Origin of the sequence: Desulfosporosinus metallidurans, assembly GCF_001936615.1 — a bacterium.
GTDB classification, from domain to species: Bacteria; Bacillota; Desulfitobacteriia; order Desulfitobacteriales; family Desulfitobacteriaceae; genus Desulfosporosinus; species Desulfosporosinus metallidurans.
This window is the reverse complement of sequence record NZ_MLBF01000010.1, coordinates 91,946-109,280: the sequence shown is the minus strand read 5'-3', so window position 1 is coordinate 109,280 and position 17,335 is coordinate 91,946. Positions and strand designations below refer to the sequence as shown.

Below are 17,335 nucleotides of genomic sequence, written 5' to 3'. Positions count from 1 at the left end.
TTGCACTTATGCGCCTGAAAGTTATTCTTTCTGATTGGTGTAAGAAAGTGAGTGGGCGGAGCATGCTGCGGATTGTGTATCGGTTCTCCTTTTTATGTGTGGCTTTATTCATATTCGTGCTGAGCCAGGCAATGCCGTGTCAGGCGAAAGAGATTCCGGTTGAACTTGTCTGGAAATTAGGTCAGGCGGGATGGGTTGAAATAGAAGTTGAACAAGGTGACTATCAACTCATTGTGGATAAAACAACTCTTGAATTTCCTACGGGCTCTACCCTTCAAGTGGGCTGGGGAGGATGGGCTCCGGTTTTGCGGATTAACCATGGCGAATTTCAAGTTTCGGGTGAATCATCAGTCTTGGAATTGAAGAGAATCAATCCAGGGAGCCTGCGTGTCAAAACTCCTGAGGGTCAAGATGTTGTTTATCGTGGAGGGCTAAAACTCAATTGGCAGGACAGTCATTGGAGGTTAATCAATACAGTAGACAGTGAAGATTACCTCAAGGGGGTCGTGCCGATCGAGATGAGTAATGAATGGGCAAAAGGTGGGATAGAAGGACTCAAGGCCCAAGCCGTTGCTGCTCGGACTTTTCTTGTTAAACACACTGAAAACGGTAAGACGATTACGGATTCTCCGGATATAGATCAAGCCTATGCGGGTAAAAATGTGGAAGGGGAAGCTTCCGGGGCGGTTGAGGCTACACGAGGGGAAATTCTTGTGGATGCCCAGAGTAGGCTACCGATCGAAGCACTCTATTCTTCACATAGTGGAGGGTACACCGAAGACGCTAAAAATGTCTGGGGAAATCCAGATATCCATAATGTTTCTCATCCAGACCCCTATTCCCAGGGAGTTGGAGGTGCGGTCAATCATTGGCGATTTATTGTCTCTGCTCCGCTCCTGGGCTCAACTTTTGGCCTTGGACCCGTCCGAAACATTGAGCTTGACAAGTTCCCCTCTGGTAGGGTAAAAAGTGTAAGGATGGACGATGGGTTCGGGCAGTCCAAGACTGTAACAGGGCGGACGTTTGTCAAAGCGTTTTACCCTTTTGGGCAGCCAATTCGGACGGCCGCCTTTTTGGGAAGTTTTTTCGAGGCTCAGCAGATCCCTCCGAGCCAAGAATTGTTAGAGAAATCGAGCTTCGCCGTGTTTCTTGAAACGAAAGGATCTCAAAAGGAGCAGGGGCCATTGCTTTCGAAAATCCTCAGTTCATCGGTTGGAACGAGTGCCGCGTCCCAACCGTTTGGCGTCTTTCTCTTTGAGGGCAGGGGTTGGGGGCATGGAGTGGGAATGTCCCAGTGGGGAGCTTATCATATGGCCCAATTGGGGTATAATTATAAAGAAATATTATTATTTTATTATAACAACACACGTATTCAGCCTGCGCAGGGATAGCTTATAGACAGGCTGATGTTTAGTTGAACGAGTTCACTTTGAAAAGGAGAAGGATATATTGAACGTTTCGGAGTTTGATTTTGATTTACCGGAAACGTTAATTGCGCAACATCCTGTGGAACCACGGGATGCTTCCCGTCTTATGGTTATCAAGCGAGACAGTGGAGGAATAGAACATCATACGTTTCGGGACCTAGTGTCCCTTCTGAAAACGGGAGATGTGCTTGTGCTTAATAACACTCGTGTTATTCCCGCCCGTTTGATTGGGGAAAAAGAGGGGACTGAGGCCAAAATCGAGGTCTTGCTTTTAAAAAGGCTTGAACTTGATGTATGGGAAGCTTTGGTTAAGCCCGGAAAACGTCTTAAGGTGGGACAGAAGGTTTCTTTCGGGCATGGAATCCTGACAGGCGTTCTTCAAGATATACTAGAGAACGGAAATCGGAGGATCCATTTTAGCTACTCGGGAGTTTTTGAGAGTATTTTAGACCAGCTCGGTCAGATGCCCCTTCCACCGTATATTACTGCTCAGTTGGAAGACCAAGAACGTTACCAGACAGTGTATGCCAAGGAGCGAGGTTCGGTGGCTGCGCCCACGGCAGGGCTGCATTTTACACCTGAACTCTTGGAAGAACTCCAAAAGAAGGGCGTCGAAATCGTCGAGATCCTTCTTCATGTGGGCTTAGGAACCTTCAGACCAGTAAAAGTTGATGACATTCGGGAACATACTATGCATTCGGAGTACTACCGGGTGGAGTCGAACGCTGCAGAGCGAATTAATCGTGCCAAACAAGAAGGGCGACGAGTCATTGCCGTGGGGACCACAGCAGCAAGGACCTTAGAGTCCGTGGGAAATCAAGGAAGGGTTGTTCCGGGTGAGGGGTGGACGGACATTTTTATCTACCCAGGCTATTCATTTCAGGTTGTGGATGCCCTCTTGACAAATTTCCATTTCCCTAAGTCAACCCTGGTTATGCTGGTCAGTGCCCTGGCGGGACGTGAACTGGTTTTAAAAGCGTATAAGGTTGCAGTTTCCGAGCGGTATCGGTTCTACAGCTTTGGGGATGCCATGCTCATTCTATGAAAATGTGCGAGGCGCGTGCGACATTCGGACTTCGTGCATCGTTCATCGATTTAGTGATCGAAAAAAAGGAAGTGAAGGGTTTGACAGCAGTTTATTTGGAAATACTAAAAGAAGATTCCCGAACGAGAGCACGCTTAGGGAAATTACATACTCCACATGGTGTGATGGATACGCCGGTGTTCATGCCGGTAGGGACGCAAGCAACCGTGAAAACCATGACTCCGGAGGAGATTAAGGAGATCGGAGCTGGGATCATCCTGAGCAACACGTATCATCTCTTCCTACGTCCAGGGCAGGAGCTCATTCGGGAAGCGGGTGGCCTGCATCGTTTTATGAACTGGGACGGAGCAATTCTGACAGACAGTGGTGGTTTTCAAGTGTTCAGTTTAGGAGACTTGCGCACGATTAAGGAAGAGGGGGTAGAATTTCGATCCCATATTGACGGCTCGCGCCAATTTTTGAGCCCGGAAATTGCAACACAGGTTCAGATGGCGTTGGGATCCGATATTGTAATGGCCTTTGACGAGTGTGCACCCTATCCCTGTACACATGAGTACGCCAAAGATTCTTTAGAGCGGACCACACGTTGGCTTAAACGGTGTAAGGAAACCTTGACAACTACGGACACTCAAGCTTTGTTTGGAATTGTTCAGGGAGGTATGTATGAAGATCTTCGTCGCCAAAGTGCAGCTGAGATCACAGAACTCGATTTACCAGGCTATGCTGTCGGCGGTTTAAGCGTCGGAGAACCGAAGGAAATGATGTACCAGGTCTTAGATTATACGGTACCCTTGCTCCCCAGAGAAAAACCACGTTATCTTATGGGAGTTGGTTCGCCAGATGCCCTCATTGAAGGGGTTATGCGGGGGATTGATATGTTTGATTGTGTGCTGCCAACCCGGATAGCACGTAATGGGACGGCGATGACCCGCTACGGCAAGGTGATTGTCCGCAACGCAGGATCTGCTCGTGATTTTGGTCCAATCGATCCAACCTGCGATTGCTACACATGTCGCAATTATTCGCGGGCGTATGTGCGGCATTTGCTCAAATCCGACGAGATTTTGGGTCTGCGATTGATGACGATTCATAACTTGCGCTATCTACAGAACTTAATGCGAGAAATTCGGGAGGCGATCAAGGAAGATCGCTTGCCAGAGTATCGTCAAAAATGCTTTACAGATTACGGGTACGAACTGGACTAGTTTTCTCTCATCAAGAGAAGGATTTTGCCCAGAGATGGGGAATAGTTAAATGATAAAATAAAGGAGGATTTTAATATGTCTCAATCGACAATAACCTTAGTCCTATACTTTGTGGTCTTTTTTGGTATTATGTACTTTCTTATGATCCGTCCTCAACAAAAACAGGCCAAACAACGTCAGGCGTTGCTTAGTAGTCTGCGGGTTAAGGATCGGGTAATTACTGCCGGAGGAATCTATGGTAAAATCACAAAAGTGAAGGACAATTCCGTTATCCTGCTTATTGCAGATAAAGTGGAAATTGAAGTCGCCAAATCCGGAGTTACGAGCGTAGAGAACCGAGATATCAACGCTGAAAAGGACAAAAAAACCGACAAGACTGACAAGAACGACAAGACCGATAAAGGAATAAAGCTTGCTAAGGATGAAACGGAAGTTAAACCTGAAGCATAAAGAGTTTCAGAATAGCCTAATGCTTTATCTATGGCTCACAACATTAAGCAGTACATAAAGTGATAGGAAAGATCATGCTTAAAAGCAAGTGGCAGTCCACTTGCTTTTAAGCTTATTTTAGGAGAACGTTAACTGGGGGTGAACACCGGTTCACTTGCATGAATTGCTATCGATTGCGAATTGCAGGAGGGGAGTATTTTGACAAAGGTAACTCTGCACGATATTAAAGCAGATTCTTATGTACAAGGATTAATTGATGCTGGAAACCGTCATCTGGCAGCCATCGGATTTACGGAGCATGGACTCAGGCATGTTGGACTAGTTTCCAATATCGCATCAAATATTCTAGAAAAGATGGAACATCACGAGAGGGAGTGCGAACTGGCTGCCATAGCAGCTTACTTACATGACATTGGGAACGCTGTTAATCGTGTTTCTCATGCCCAGACGGGGGCTATTCTGGCAGCAGGGATATTAGAACGGCACGGTATGCCGCCAGAAGAAATTGCCAGTGTTATTGGGGCGATTGGAAACCATGATGAGATGGATGGGAATCCGGTCAACACTATTTCTGCCGCTTTAATCCTTGCCGATAAATCGGACGTTCATCGTTCACGCGTTCGAAATCCTGACCTAGCAAAGTTTGATATTCATGACCGGGTTAATTATGCGGTGGAACGTTCTTTCCTCCGTGTCTATCCTAAAGAACGCATTGCCTTAGAACTCACGATTGATACTGAGATTTGTCCTGTCATGGAGTATTTTGAAATTTTTCTGGCCCGAATGCTTTTATGCCGTAAAGCAGCTGAATTCTTGCTCACCAAATTTGAACTTAAGATTAACGATGTCAAGTTGCTCTAATTCCATTGATTTCCGTACATTGACATTACAATCCTGAAAGTTTTATAATGGAATTTGTATGGGCAAGTCCCATCACATTAAAAGGGAGGAAAGCAGATGAGACGGGGAAACATCATTAAACTGGTAACGCTTGTGCTCCTTGTGGCGGCGGCTATAGCGCTATCGATTAAACCCCTTGTGGATCCCGTAAAGGGCATCCCGTTGGGACTTGACTTACGCGGTGGAGTGCACTTAGTATTACAGGCTGAGCCGAATAAGAACGGCACACCTATTACTAAGGATGATATGGACAAAGCAAAAGCGATTATCTCAAAGCGGGTCAATGATCTTGGGGTATCTGAACCCATAGTCCAGGCGGACTACGATAAGAAACGAATGGTTATCGATTTAGCCGGTGTTACTGACCCGGACAAAGCCGTGGATATCTTGAAAACTACAGCAAAGTTGACGTTTAGGGATCCTAAGGGAAATGTTGTATTACAAGGGGATGAACTAAACGATGCCAAAGGAGGGCAAGGTCAAAACGGAGGGTATGTTGTAAATTTAACCTTTTCATCCGACGGGGCCAAAAAGTTTGCTGATTTGACAACTAAATATATCGGTCAAAGAATCGGGGTTTATTTGGATGATAAACTTTTGACGAATCCAACGGTTAATACGCCGATTCTCAATGGACAAGCTGAGATCACGGGCTATGCGACCTTGGAAGAAGCAGCAAATCATGCCGTTCTTATGCGTTCTGGTTCCTTACCAGTGAGCATGACTATTGCTGAGAAGCGTCAGGTGGGAGCGTCTTTGGGGATTGACTCCTTACACAAAAGTATTCAGGCTGGACTTTACGGTCTAATCTTTATCTTTATCTTTATGCTAATTTTCTATCGTTTGCCAGGGGTTGTGGCAGATTTTTCGCTGATTGTTTATAGCCTAATTGTCCTTTGGGTGTTTTGGATGTTCCGAGTGGTGCTTACACTCCCAGGTATCGCAGGTTTTATCCTTTCAATTGGTATGGCTGTGGACTTTAATATCATTATTTACGAGCGGGTTAAAGAAGAAATTCGTGCTGGGAAATCGCTGCGGGCGGGGGTAGAATCTGGCTTTAGCCGAGCTTTTATTACGGTTATCGATGCTCACGTAACGACGTTTATTGCCGCAATGACTCTTTACTTCTTTGGAACTGGTTCCATCAAGGGGTTTGCACTTACATTAGGCGTTGGGATTATTGCGAGCTTGTTTACTGCAATTTCCTTTACCAGACTCGTCTTACGCATGATTGTGGGAATCAGTCCTAAACTGCATACATCATGGTTTGGCGTTAGGAGGGATGCATAATGGAGACCAAACATCCAGCAACTTATGAAGAAGTTCAAAAATTGCACCCCCTATATTTCAATATTGTCAAGAAACGGTATTGGTGGTTTGCAATCTCGCTACTGATTATTATTCCGGGAGTTATTTCCCTCTTCATGCAAGGGCTGAATTTAGGGATTGATTTCAAAGGCGGAACGATGCTTGACATGACCTTCAAGAAGGCAGTGACGCAGACGGCTATCACAGATACTATGAAGTCAGTGGGTTTGGAAGGGCAGGTACAATTGTCCAATGGAAATACAACTGCGTTGATTCGAACCCAGGCTCTGGAAGAAGCGAAACGCAATGAATTACTGACTTCGTTGCAAACCAAGGTTGGAGAGTATGATAAAACGACGCTTAAAGAAGATAAAGTAGGCCCAGCGATGGGGCAAGAGCTAACCCGAAATGCCTTTTATGCTTTAGTCATCGCCATGGGTTTGATGATTGTCTATATCACAATTCGCTTCCAGTTTGTCTTTGCAATTTCAGGGATCATCGCCCTATTGCACGATGTATTGGTGGTTGTCGGGCTTTTCTCGTTGTTTAGATGGGAAATCGATTCGACATTTGTGGCAGCAGTCTTGACAATTTTCGGTTATTCCATCAATGATACGGTTGTCATCTTTGACCGGATTCGAGAAAACGAATCCAAGATGAAGCGTGGAGAAAGCTATGAAGACATGGTGGATAAATCTGTTTGGCAAACCATGCGTCGCTCCATTAATACTGTCGTAACGGTACTTATCGCCCTGTTTTCGGTGTTCATCTTGGGTGGGGAATCAACAAGGGTGTTTTCCTTGGCCATGTTAATAGGAGTATTCAGTGGAGCTTATTCTTCAATTTTTAATGCTAGTCAAATCCTCGTAGAAATTAAGACTCGTATGAAGAAGTCAGGTGGTAAAGGTGGTAAAGGCGGGAAAGCTGTTCGTGCCTAAGTCCAAATAGAACGTTACTGAGTTTAGGGGACCTCGAGAATTATTCTTGGGGTCTCTTTTGGTTAATTTGTGTAAATCGTTCTAAGGGGCTGGCAGGGGGTTGAGGGTAATGATTAATATGGTAAAATAAGATTATGAACTTGACCGGAGTATGAAATAGTGTTTTCAGAGGACGTAAAGGAGGGGATCAGGTAAGGATGCCCAAAAAGATCAATCGATTTGGAACGCTATTTTTTATCTTCCTTTTGCTCATACTCGCTTGTGGAATTAGAAGTTACTCAGGAGACAAGACATCTATGAAAATACCGCAGAATTCTTCGCCTATGACGATGTCATCACTCGGATTGTCAACCAATCCTTCCACAATAAATTCATCATATGAAATACTCCCCGAAGAATCAGCAAATAACAGGTCAAAACCGGTAAGTGCAGCAGAGCACCAAGCGGTACCTATCTTGTATTACCATTCTGTGATGCTGGAGGTTGGAAATGAAATAAGAATGCCTCCTGATCAGTTTGAAGCCCAAATGGCCTATCTAAAGGACAAAGGGTATCAAAGCGTTTCCTTAGATCAGCTTTACCAAGCCCAATATCGTGGGGGGACCCTCCCCCCTAAACCCTTTGTGATCACTTTCGACGACGGCTACGCGGATAATTATACGACCGCTTTTCCTATCTTGAAAAAATACGGCTTTACTGCCACGATCTTCATGGTCTCAAGTTACATAAATGGAGAGGACTTTATGTCATGGCCTCAGCTTAAAGAGCTGGCAGCAAATGGCTGGGATATTGAAGGGCATACTGTAAATCATCCCTATTTATCCAAGCAGGATGCCACAACCGTATTAAGCGAACTTAGAAGTTCTAAGGAATTATTAGAAAGGGAATTGGAGCGGCCAGTGGAGTTCTTTGCCTATCCCTATGGAGATTACAATACTCCTGTTGTACTGGCTGTCAGAAATACAGGATACCTGATGGCAGTTACTACTGAACGGGGATGGGCAAATCACAATACGGACTCTTGGCACGTGCATCGTGTTTATTGCTATGCCAATATGGGGCTGAACGAATTTTCAAGGCGCCTACACAATCCAAATTATTAACCCGCGCAACCCTAAACACTCTCTGGACAATAAAGAGGGTGTTTTTTTATTGAAAATTATTGGTATATATTAACATTCTCCTATCTCTGACATATCTTAACAGTGAGCCCAGCAAAATAGTAAATTATGGAAATTGGAGGTTGTTTAATATGGCATATGGTGTAGGAGCTGTTGATGGTGTTGACGGTGCAGGATGTGGATGTGGTCATAACTTTTTACCCGGAATTGCAGTTGTCGTTGTGATTATCTTATTATTAATTGCTATGGGTATCGTATTCTAAGTGAGATTGGTTCAATGAATGTTATCACAATATAAGGAGGAGATAGTATGTACGGATATGGAGTAGGGGCTACTGGGTATGGCGCAGGGTGCTGTAGACCTGTTGCGCCTGTTGCGCCTGTTGGAGTTGGCTGTGGTGTAGGCGTTGGGATTATCGCCATCGCAATTCTGATCTTAATTGCTTTAGGAGTTATCTTTTAGAAATAGTAACCGAAATTAAGGGAGGTAATATTATGTTTGGTGGAGCTGGAGCAGGCGTTGGTGCGGGAATTGCAATCGTTGTCGTGATCATTCTTCTGTTGATCGCTATGGGTATCGTTTTCTAAATGGGAGTTTGAGTCTAATAAAGACAAATATAAAGGAGGATATACCATGTACGGATATGGATATGGATATGGAGTAGGGGCTACTGGGTATGGCGCAGGGTGCTGTAGACCTGTTGCGCCTGTTGCACCTGTTGGAGTTGGCTGTGGTGTAGGCGTAGGGATTATCGCCATCGCAATTCTGATCTTAATAGCATTAGGAGTCATTTTCTAAATTGCGAAGAAGGAGGTCAAGACCATGGCATTTGGAGCAGGTCCAGCAGGGCCCGGACTTGGCATTGGTGCGGGATTAGCCATCGTTGTCGTGATTATTCTGTTGCTCATTGCAATGGGAATCGTATTCTAAGAAAGTGTTCAAGAGTGACATTTGGGGGTGAGTTCATGTACGGGTATGGTGGGGTTGGCGGATGTGCCGGCGTCGGAGTTATTGTTATTGCCGTGTTGATTCTGATTGCTTTGGGAGTCATCTTCTAAGACGCTTCTAGAAAACTTTGCTTTACGAGGGTCCCTTTAAGGGATCCTCGTAAATTTGTTTTGATGTGGAAATTAAAAATAAGGGTGCTGGCATAAATGAATGCAGCAACCCTAGCCATATCTTAAGATTTGAGATTAGGAGTAAGGAAAGAATTTTAAAAGAGACTATAACTCAGACTTTAAGTGTTATGGGTCTACCACCACCAGCGACGAAAGCCCCACCATGGACCAAATCCAAAACCCCACCAAGGGAAACCAAAACCCCAACGACCCCACCACATAGAAAAAACCTCCTTTAATTATCGTTCATATTTAGCGTCTTAGTTTGTAGCCGACGTTTCTGCTACTTAATATAGAGTATGAATAACATAGGGTCTGTGTTCCATATATGGTAAATTAATCAAAACAACTTCCCCTATGTAACGGGGGAATCGTTATCAAGATTAGATTGGATATTATTGGGCTATACTAGCAGCAGAGCGTTGACGGGGGGGGGAGGTTGCTTGGGATTTCTTCAACTGATATTACTAGAAGGAGTGCTTCTTCTTTCCGCAGGAATGATTTTCTTTGGAGGGGTTCGGGGAACCGTTGCGGCAACCGTCGTTCTAAGTGGGATTAATATTCTTTCTCATGATGCAGCACAATTTTGGTATTGGGAGATTTTCCTCCTTAGTGGAGGAACGATTGGAATAGTCCTACAGCTTATCGTCGGAAGGAGCGCCAATAAGAGTCAGGTCGTGAATGGTTTGGTCGGTGGATTGATTAGTCTAGTTCTCTTCGGAGCCTTTATCACGCCCATTGTAGCCATAATCTTATGGGCTTTGGTAGTCGGAACCGGTATTGTACCTAAGAATGAAAAAAGCCAGGTTTTATGGGGCTTTGCCCCTACAATTTTACGTCTGATCATAGGACTCGTAGGGGTCATTTGCGGAAATATCTTAACACTCTAACTAAAATAAAAAAGTCTTGCATTAGGGTGCAGTATTTGGTATCTTATACATAAACTATCATGTCAGGCAGAATAGCTGGGCTTCATTGTATTGAGGCAGCGGAGGAATCCGCGGGACTTCCTTTTTTCGAAGGAGTCCTATTTTTGTGTACATTTAGGAGAAAGGTTTGTGGAAGGTGAGGAGATTTGAATCGTGAATGCGAAGACGCAGGTGGCTGCAATCTCTGTCATTTCAAATACATTTTTGACACTAGCCAAAGTTGTGATCGGTTTAGGCAGTGGTTCAGTTAGTATTTTGTCAGAGGGGATTCATTCCGGTATCGACCTGGTGGCGTCTTTCATTGCACTTTTTGCTGTGCGAGAGTCGGGTAAACCAGCAGATTCACGCCACGCTTATGGTCATGGAAAAATTGAAAATGTTTCCGGCACAGTTGAGGCTGCTTTAATATTTGTCGCCGCCCTTATGATTGTTGTAGAAGCGATTCAAAAGGTCCATAGGATCATTGACGGCGCCGAAGGGTATGTCGGGGATCTGGGATTAGGCATGGTCATCATGGGAGTTTCTGCATTCATGAACTTGATGGTATCGACCAGACTCATGAGAGTCGCGAAACGAACGGATTCTGTGGCACTTGAAGCAGATGCGTTGCATTTACGGACAGACGTGTATACGTCAGCGGGTGTTTTTAGCGGTCTTCTCTTAATTAAGATCACAGGTTGGGCTATCTTAGATCCGATCATTGCGCTCGGCGTATCGTTAATGATCATCAAGGCCTCTTTTGATTTGACAAAGGAAGCTTTCTCCCCTTTGGTTGATGTCAGCTTACCCGAAGAAGAACGTGAAATTATTGCCCAAGTCCTCCAACTCCATGCGGAAGAATTTGTAGAATTCCATAAACTACGGACTCGGAAGGCTGGAGCAGAAAGACATGTTGATTTACATCTGGTTGTTGCTAAGTTTACTCCCGTCGTTGACGTTCATGAATTGTGTGACACGATCGAGCAGGAAATTAACGAGAAGTTGCAGGGAACTCACATCCTGATTCACGCAGAACCTTGCAGCAGCAGAGATAAGGAATGTCCAGCCGAGGAAGGTCTAGCTTCCTCCTGTCAGCACTGCCAGGCAAAGACAGAGGACAGATCCAGAAGCCAGAAGCCTGATGACGGCAACTGAAGTATGCATTCTCATATCCGATGATTAACAACCGAAGTCGATGTTATAAGTTATGGTTGCTGCAGTTTTCACTCTGCCTTATAATGAAAGTCTGGGGGAGTATAACTTGAAACGAATATGGTCAATGCAGCAATCATTCGGAACAACATCAGAAACACTCCACGATTTTCTGGGGATTTCTCCGGTCGTCGCGGAAATTTTGGCTCAAAGGGGTTTTCGCCAGCCTGAAGAGGCTATCGAGTTTTTGCGCCCAACACTCTTGAATTTGTTCTCTCCGTTTTGTTTACACGACATGTCGAAAGCCATCGAGCGATTGTCTTTGGCTCTCGAGCGAAAAGAAAAGGTACTCGTCTATGGAGATTACGATGTTGACGGCGTGACAAGTACCACGTTGTTATATAAAGTCCTTAGGGACCTGGGCTTCCAAGCGGTAGCCTATATTCCTAACCGCCAAGACGAAGGGTATGGTTTACATGCTGGTGCCATTGAACGCGCCGCTAAGGCAGGAGTGTGTGTCCTTATTACAGTTGACTGCGGGGTTACGGCAGTCTCCGAGGTGGATCTCGCCCGAACACTGGGGATCGATGTTATTGTTACAGATCACCATGAACCGCCTGAGGTTTTACCAGAGGCTTTCGCGATCCTAAATCCTAAGGTTGAGAATTCAGGGTATCCGTTTTGTGATTTGGCGGGAGTTGGCGTGGCCTTTAAATTAGCTCAAGCCTTATTACAATCGTTGGGAACCGGTGACGTGGGCATACACACAGAACTTGAATTATTGGATTTGGTGGCCTTAGGGACAATTGCAGATTTAGTCCCTCTGGTTGGAGAAAATCGCATTTTGGTCCATTATGGTCTTCTCCAGATGGAAAAGACCCTGCATACTGGATTAGAAGCGCTTCTCGAAGAGTGCGGGCTGAAGAATAAGCCTTTGAAAGCAGGTCAAATTGGTTTTATGGTCGCCCCGCGAATTAATGCAGCCGGAAGAATGGATAGTGCCCGAGCAGGCTTAGAACTTCTCCTGACAATGGATCCTGAGCGAGCAAGAGAACTGGCCCGTTTATTAACACGGGAAAACCAGGTGCGCCAGGAAACTGAGAAAGAGATTCTGGCTGAAGCGATTTCTCTACTTGAGCGTGAACCTATTCCGAGGGTTATTGTGCTCTCAGCTAACCATTGGCACCATGGGGTCATTGGGATTGTGGCCTCTCGTTTAGTGGAACGATATTATCGGCCAGTTTTTTTAATTGCTGAAGAAGGGGAGGTGGCGAAGGGCTCGGCCCGTGGGATTGCAGGTTATCCTGTCCTGGAGCAATTGAGCACTCAAGCTCATCTGTTAACAAAGTTTGGGGGACATAGGCAGGCTGCAGGATTTTCCCTTCCCACAGAACATATCCAGCAACTCAGAGAAGGGCTAAATCAGGAAGCGTCCGTTTTTAAAGAAACTCTATTTCAGGAATGTTTAAAAATAGACCGGCAAATTCCCTTGGAGGCAGTTTCAGGAGGGTTGCTACGCGAACTTGAACAAATGGCTCCGTTTGGTTTTGGCAACCCTGGGCCGATTTTGGCTTGCCAAGGGATTCCAGTCCATTCAGTCAGTGCGGTTGGCAAAGATAGGAGTCATATAAAATTTCGTTTTGGAGCGCAGGGAGAGCAGGAAGGAATTGCTTTTCGTCTCGGAGAACGTTTAAATGAGTTGAACAGCGCAACAAAATTGGATGTTGCGTTCAGCTTAGATTGGAATACATTTCGAGGGCATGAGGACGTTCAATTAATGATCAAAGATGTCCACGCTGAAGCGGATTGGCGGGAGAGCTCGATCTCTTTAGAAGGTGAGGACTCTTATTCGGAAATTGCAGTTACTCTGGAAGAGCCGCAGATTGAGTGGCTGGACTGGCGTAAATTAAAGCGAGCGGAATGGCCTCTACACGGTGTTGAAGATCAAATTTGGGTTTGGGACACGACAGGGTACGAGCCAAGCCTTACACGATGGAACTCGGTTGGGGAAGAGAAGGGAGGCTTGGGTTTAATTCTAGGCCTCCCGCTTACGGAAGAGGATTTTAGAGAAGGGTTGGACAAACTCCGTCAATTGGGCATCTATCGCATTGCCTTGGCAGGATTTCAAAGTCCTCTTGAGGAAAGGGTTCGTCAGCGGTGTAAATCCTTAGTGCGCGAAGAACTTGTCCGGATTTTTCGGGTGCTGTCTTCAAAATCAAAAGAGGGTAATCCGTTTCGCTTTGGTGGTGACCCCGAAATTTCTCATAAGGAACGAATTGCCCTTAAGATTTTCGAAGAATTGGGGCTCATTCGTTGTCTCGGAGGGACTGATGAGATTGTGTTGGAATGGGTTCCGACGCAGAGAAAGTTAAATCTCGAATCCTCTTTACGCTTTCGGAGTGGGAAAGAGCGGTTTGAACGGGCATTGAAGTTCCAGCATGAACTCTTAGCTTTTGCTGTTGAATAAAAGTGGTGTAAATTGGCAGGAATATAAGAAGGGTGGAAACATCATGGATTTCAGGGAGCACATTCGTGTAATTGCTGATTTTCCCAAGGAAGGGATTTCGTACAAGGATATCACGACCCTGCTCAAGAACGGCGAAATGTACCGAGCTGCGATTGATGCTATGGTAGAAAAAATTAGCCCCTGGCAGCCTGAGGTGATTGTCGGACCGGAAGCACGTGGTTTTTTACTGGGTGCCCCAGTTGCTTATGCCTTAGGAATCGGTTTTGTTCCGGTTCGAAAACCGGGCAAGTTGCCTGCCAAAACTATCAGTGAAACATACGCTTTAGAATATGGTTTTGACACACTAGAAGTCCATGCGGATGCGATAAACCCTGGTGAACGGGTGGTTGTGGTTGATGATTTGTTGGCAACGGGTGGAACGATGCTGGCGACTGCAAATTTGATGAAAAAGATTGGGGCAGATATGCTGGGGATGGGCTTTCTAATTGAGTTGACGTTCCTAAACGGTCGGGAAAAACTAGCCGAGTTCCCGGTATTTTCGCTGGTTGAGTATTAGAACTCTGCAGGCTAGTTCAACATAAGTGATCGATCGAGCGTTATATCGCAGATGAGAGGAGCTTCCAATGTCCTTCGCGGAGTTAATGGTAAAACTGCAAAAGACGTCTCCACAGGCACGTCTCGCTATTGTGGACAAGGCCTATCGGTTTGCTGAAGTGGCACATCGAAATCAACTTCGCAACTCTGGGGAAGACTATATTTTGCATCCCTTAGAAGTCGCGCAGATTTTGGCTGAACTAGAAATGGATGAGGCAACGATTGCGGCTGCCCTACTCCATGATGTCGTGGAAGACACGCAGTATACCCTTGCGGATATTGAGAAGGAGTTCGGTCCGGAAATCGCTTTGCTTGTCGATGGAGTGACCAAGCTTGGACGGATTGAGTACAAGAGTAAAGTGGAGCAACAAGTGGAGAATTTGCGCAAAATGTTCTTGGCCATGGCCAAGGACATTCGCGTTATTCTCATTAAGCTGGCCGATCGCCTACATAATATGCGCACCTTAAAATATCATTCAGTCCAAAAACAAAAGGAAATTGCCCAGGAGACCCTGGAGATATTTGCACCTCTGGCTAACCGTCTGGGAATTTTTCGCATTAAATGGGAGTTAGAAGATCTTTCGTTTCGCTACCTAAAGCCGCAGGAATACTATGATTTAGTGGAAGGAATTGCCCTTAAACGGCGAGAACGAGAAGCCTATATCAATGAAGTCATCGTACAAATGCGTGACAAATTGAATGAGGTGGAAATTTATGCCGACATAGCCGGTCGACCTAAGCACTTTTACAGCATTTATCGTAAGATGACCACGCAGCACAAAGAACTGAGTGAGATTTACGACCTGATGGCGATTCGAGTGATTGTAGAATCTGTCAATGATTGTTATGGGGCCTTGGGAATTATCCACACCTTATGGAAGCCGATACCAGGTCGTTTTAAAGACTATATCGCCATGCCTAAACCCAACATGTACCAGTCACTCCATACTACGCTTATTGGGGTCCACGGAGAACCTTTTGAGATTCAGATTCGGACCTGTGAAATGCACCGTACCTCAGAATACGGCATTGCTGCCCATTGGAAATACAAAGAAGGCAATAGCAAAGAAGGCGGCAATAAAGAGGGTGTCAACAAAGCGGCGGGCATCAACTTTGAACAGAAACTTTCTTGGTTGCGTCAATTGCTGGAGTGGCAACACGATTCTCGGGATGCCGGAGAATTCATGGAATCCTTAAAGATTGATTTATTTGCCGATACGGTCTTTGTGTTTACCCCTAAAGGGGATGTTGTCGAACTTCCGGCAGACTCCTGTCCGATTGATTTTGCTTATCGTGTTCACACGGATGTAGGGCATCGCTGCATTGGCGCGAAAATTAACGGACGGATTGTCCCCCTCGAGACAAAACTAGCCAACGGCGATATCCTTGAAATTCTTACCTCAAAGCAAGGAGGAGGACCAAGCCGTGATTGGTTGGCTTTTGTTAAGACCTCGCAAGCAAAGAACAGGATTCGTCAGTGGTTCAAGAAAGAGCAGCGAGAGGATAACATCGTTCGTGGACGGGAAAGTTTGGAACGGGAGGTTCGCAAACTTGGGCTTGACCCAGCAATTGCTCTGAAATCAGAAAGTCTCTTAGCGATAGGAAAGAGCCAAAATTTTGTGGGAATCGATGATTTATATGCCGCTATTGGGGACGGTGTACTGACTCCCAATAAGGTCTTAATGCGCTTGCGTGAGGAATTATCCAAGGAAGAACGGGAAAAGCTGCAACTCGCGGCACTTCAACAAGCGGAGGGGAAAACTCCGACCCAAAGTTACGGTAAGGCCTCCCATGGGGTACGGGTCAAGGGGGTTGATAACGTGCTGGTGCGTTTCTCACGCTGTTGTAATCCCTTACCGGGAGATGCCATAATCGGTTATATTACCCGGGGCCGAGGGGTTTCTATTCACCGTCAAGATTGCAGTAATATCCTCAGTCACTCTCTGGAAGAACGTGAGCGGGTCGTGGAGGTCGTCTGGGCTGAACAGATGGATTCTACCTATCCGGTCGATATTCAAATTTATGGCATGGACAAGCCACGTTTGGTGACGGAGGTTATGAATATAGTCTTAGATACGCACACTCATATTCTAGGTATCAATGCCCGAGTTGGGAAAGATAATATTGCTCACATTCAGCTGCGTATTGAGATACGGAATCTTGAACAGCTTAAAATGGTGATGCATAAAATCCGAAAGATCAAAGATATTTCGGAGGTCAAGCGGATTCATTCAGGAGGAAAGTAACATGCGCAGTGTGATTCAACGCGTTAAACGCGCATCAGTGACCGTGGATGGAAAAACCGTGGGGAAAATAGCGATGGGTCTCTTGATCTTGCTGGCTGTTGGACCTGAGGACGGACAGGGTGATTTAACTTGGATGGTTGATAAACTCGTGGGTCTGCGGATCTTTGAAGATGAAGAGGGAAAAATGAACCGTTCCGTTCAGGATGTGGGCGGAGAAATTCTTATGGTTTCTCAGTTTACTCTCTATGGGGATTGTCGTAAGGGAAAACGGCCCAGTTTTTCCGCGGCCGCACCGCCGGAAAAGGCTAAGCTCCTGTTTGAACAAATCGTAGAGGAGACCCGTAGGCGCGGACTCAAGGTGGAAACAGGGGTCTTTCAAACAGAGATGGAAGTGGCACTCATTAATCATGGGCCGGTGACGATACTGTTGGATAGTGAGAAGAAATTTTAAGGGA

Annotated in this window: 17 protein-coding genes; all 17 read left to right on the top strand. The window is 45.7% G+C overall.

Features of this window, described 5'->3' with window-relative positions:
- Positions 1-62: 62 nt before the first annotated feature.
- The 17 genes from DSOL_RS09175 to dtd all read left to right on the top strand — a co-directional run bounded on the left by DSOL_RS09175 (position 63) and on the right by dtd (position 17,331).
- Entirely contained in the window at positions 63-1,391 is a 1,329-nt protein-coding gene (locus DSOL_RS09175; RefSeq protein WP_075364565.1) for a SpoIID/LytB domain-containing protein, read from the top strand.
- A 58-nt stretch (positions 1,392-1,449) separates the two neighbouring features.
- Positions 1,450-2,472 (top strand): tRNA preQ1(34) S-adenosylmethionine ribosyltransferase-isomerase QueA, encoded by a 1,023-nt coding sequence (gene queA / locus DSOL_RS09170; RefSeq protein ID WP_075364564.1) that lies wholly within the window; start codon positions 1,450-1,452, stop codon positions 2,470-2,472.
- 80 nt (positions 2,473-2,552) lie between these two features.
- Positions 2,553-3,677, top strand: a complete 1,125-nt coding sequence (gene tgt / locus DSOL_RS09165; RefSeq protein WP_075364592.1) for a tRNA guanosine(34) transglycosylase Tgt — start codon at positions 2,553-2,555, stop codon at positions 3,675-3,677.
- A 75-nt stretch (positions 3,678-3,752) separates the two neighbouring features.
- A complete protein-coding gene (yajC, locus tag DSOL_RS09160) occupies positions 3,753-4,127 on the top strand; it encodes a preprotein translocase subunit YajC (RefSeq protein WP_075364563.1) in 375 nt (124 codons plus the stop codon).
- Positions 4,128-4,325: 198 nt separating this feature from the next.
- The gene (locus DSOL_RS09155) at positions 4,326-4,988 is read left to right on the top strand and encodes an HD domain-containing protein (protein ID WP_075364562.1); all 663 of its coding nucleotides are present in this window, start codon (positions 4,326-4,328) and stop codon (positions 4,986-4,988) included.
- Between the two features lie 96 nt (positions 4,989-5,084).
- On the top strand, positions 5,085-6,317 hold the full coding sequence (secD, locus tag DSOL_RS09150) for a protein translocase subunit SecD (RefSeq protein WP_075364561.1): 1,233 nt from the start codon (positions 5,085-5,087) through the stop codon (positions 6,315-6,317).
- A complete protein-coding gene (gene secF / locus DSOL_RS09145) occupies positions 6,317-7,273 on the top strand; it encodes a protein translocase subunit SecF (RefSeq protein WP_075364560.1) in 957 nt (318 codons plus the stop codon). Before secD ends, secF begins: the two co-directional genes overlap by 1 nt.
- A 296-nt stretch (positions 7,274-7,569) precedes the next feature.
- Positions 7,570-8,376, top strand: coding sequence for a polysaccharide deacetylase family protein (locus DSOL_RS09140; protein ID WP_235838753.1), 807 nt, complete (start codon positions 7,570-7,572; stop codon positions 8,374-8,376).
- A 149-nt stretch (positions 8,377-8,525) separates the two neighbouring features.
- A complete protein-coding gene (locus DSOL_RS29510) occupies positions 8,526-8,657 on the top strand; it encodes a hypothetical protein (RefSeq protein ID WP_282433537.1) in 132 nt (43 codons plus the stop codon).
- 47 nt (positions 8,658-8,704) lie between these two features.
- Positions 8,705-8,857: a hypothetical protein gene (locus DSOL_RS27915; RefSeq protein ID WP_170871475.1), complete on the top strand. Its 153-nt coding sequence runs from the start codon at positions 8,705-8,707 to the stop codon at positions 8,855-8,857.
- Positions 8,858-9,028: 171 nt separating this feature from the next.
- Positions 9,029-9,193, top strand: a complete 165-nt coding sequence (locus tag DSOL_RS27910) for a hypothetical protein (RefSeq protein ID WP_170871474.1) — start codon at positions 9,029-9,031, stop codon at positions 9,191-9,193.
- 763 nt (positions 9,194-9,956) lie between these two features.
- The gene (locus DSOL_RS09135) at positions 9,957-10,403 is read left to right on the top strand and encodes a hypothetical protein (RefSeq protein ID WP_075364558.1); all 447 of its coding nucleotides are present in this window, start codon (positions 9,957-9,959) and stop codon (positions 10,401-10,403) included.
- 192 nt (positions 10,404-10,595) lie between these two features.
- Complete coding sequence (locus DSOL_RS09130) at positions 10,596-11,576, top strand: cation diffusion facilitator family transporter (protein WP_075364557.1); 981 nt, start codon at positions 10,596-10,598, stop codon at positions 11,574-11,576.
- Positions 11,577-11,682: 106 nt separating this feature from the next.
- Complete coding sequence (recJ, locus tag DSOL_RS09125; RefSeq protein ID WP_075364556.1) at positions 11,683-14,040, top strand: single-stranded-DNA-specific exonuclease RecJ; 2,358 nt, start codon at positions 11,683-11,685, stop codon at positions 14,038-14,040.
- A 43-nt stretch (positions 14,041-14,083) separates the two neighbouring features.
- A complete protein-coding gene (locus DSOL_RS09120) occupies positions 14,084-14,596 on the top strand; it encodes an adenine phosphoribosyltransferase (protein WP_075364555.1) in 513 nt (170 codons plus the stop codon).
- Positions 14,597-14,663: 67 nt separating this feature from the next.
- Positions 14,664-16,880 (top strand): RelA/SpoT family protein, encoded by a 2,217-nt coding sequence (locus DSOL_RS09115; RefSeq protein ID WP_075364554.1) that lies wholly within the window; start codon positions 14,664-14,666, stop codon positions 16,878-16,880.
- 1 nt (position 16,881) lies between these two features.
- Entirely contained in the window at positions 16,882-17,331 is a 450-nt protein-coding gene (gene dtd / locus DSOL_RS09110; protein ID WP_075364553.1) for a D-aminoacyl-tRNA deacylase, read from the top strand.
- Positions 17,332-17,335 lie beyond the last annotated feature (4 nt).

Coding starts and splice junctions, on each gene's coding strand:
- DSOL_RS09175 (WP_075364565.1), top strand. CDS start 63: ATGCTGCGGATTGTGTATCGGTTCTCCTTTTTATGTGTGGCTTTATTC.
- yajC (WP_075364563.1), top strand. CDS start 3,753: ATGTCTCAATCGACAATAACCTTAGTCCTATACTTTGTGGTCTTTTTT.
- secD (WP_075364561.1), top strand. CDS start 5,085: ATGAGACGGGGAAACATCATTAAACTGGTAACGCTTGTGCTCCTTGTG.
- secF (WP_075364560.1), top strand. CDS start 6,317: ATGGAGACCAAACATCCAGCAACTTATGAAGAAGTTCAAAAATTGCAC.
- DSOL_RS09140 (WP_235838753.1), top strand. CDS start 7,570: ATGAAAATACCGCAGAATTCTTCGCCTATGACGATGTCATCACTCGGA.
- DSOL_RS29510 (WP_282433537.1), top strand. CDS start 8,526: ATGGCATATGGTGTAGGAGCTGTTGATGGTGTTGACGGTGCAGGATGT.
- DSOL_RS27915 (WP_170871475.1), top strand. CDS start 8,705: ATGTACGGATATGGAGTAGGGGCTACTGGGTATGGCGCAGGGTGCTGT.
- DSOL_RS27910 (WP_170871474.1), top strand. CDS start 9,029: ATGTACGGATATGGATATGGATATGGAGTAGGGGCTACTGGGTATGGC.
- DSOL_RS09120 (WP_075364555.1), top strand. CDS start 14,084: ATGGATTTCAGGGAGCACATTCGTGTAATTGCTGATTTTCCCAAGGAA.
- DSOL_RS09115 (WP_075364554.1), top strand. CDS start 14,664: ATGTCCTTCGCGGAGTTAATGGTAAAACTGCAAAAGACGTCTCCACAG.
- dtd (WP_075364553.1), top strand. CDS start 16,882: ATGCGCAGTGTGATTCAACGCGTTAAACGCGCATCAGTGACCGTGGAT.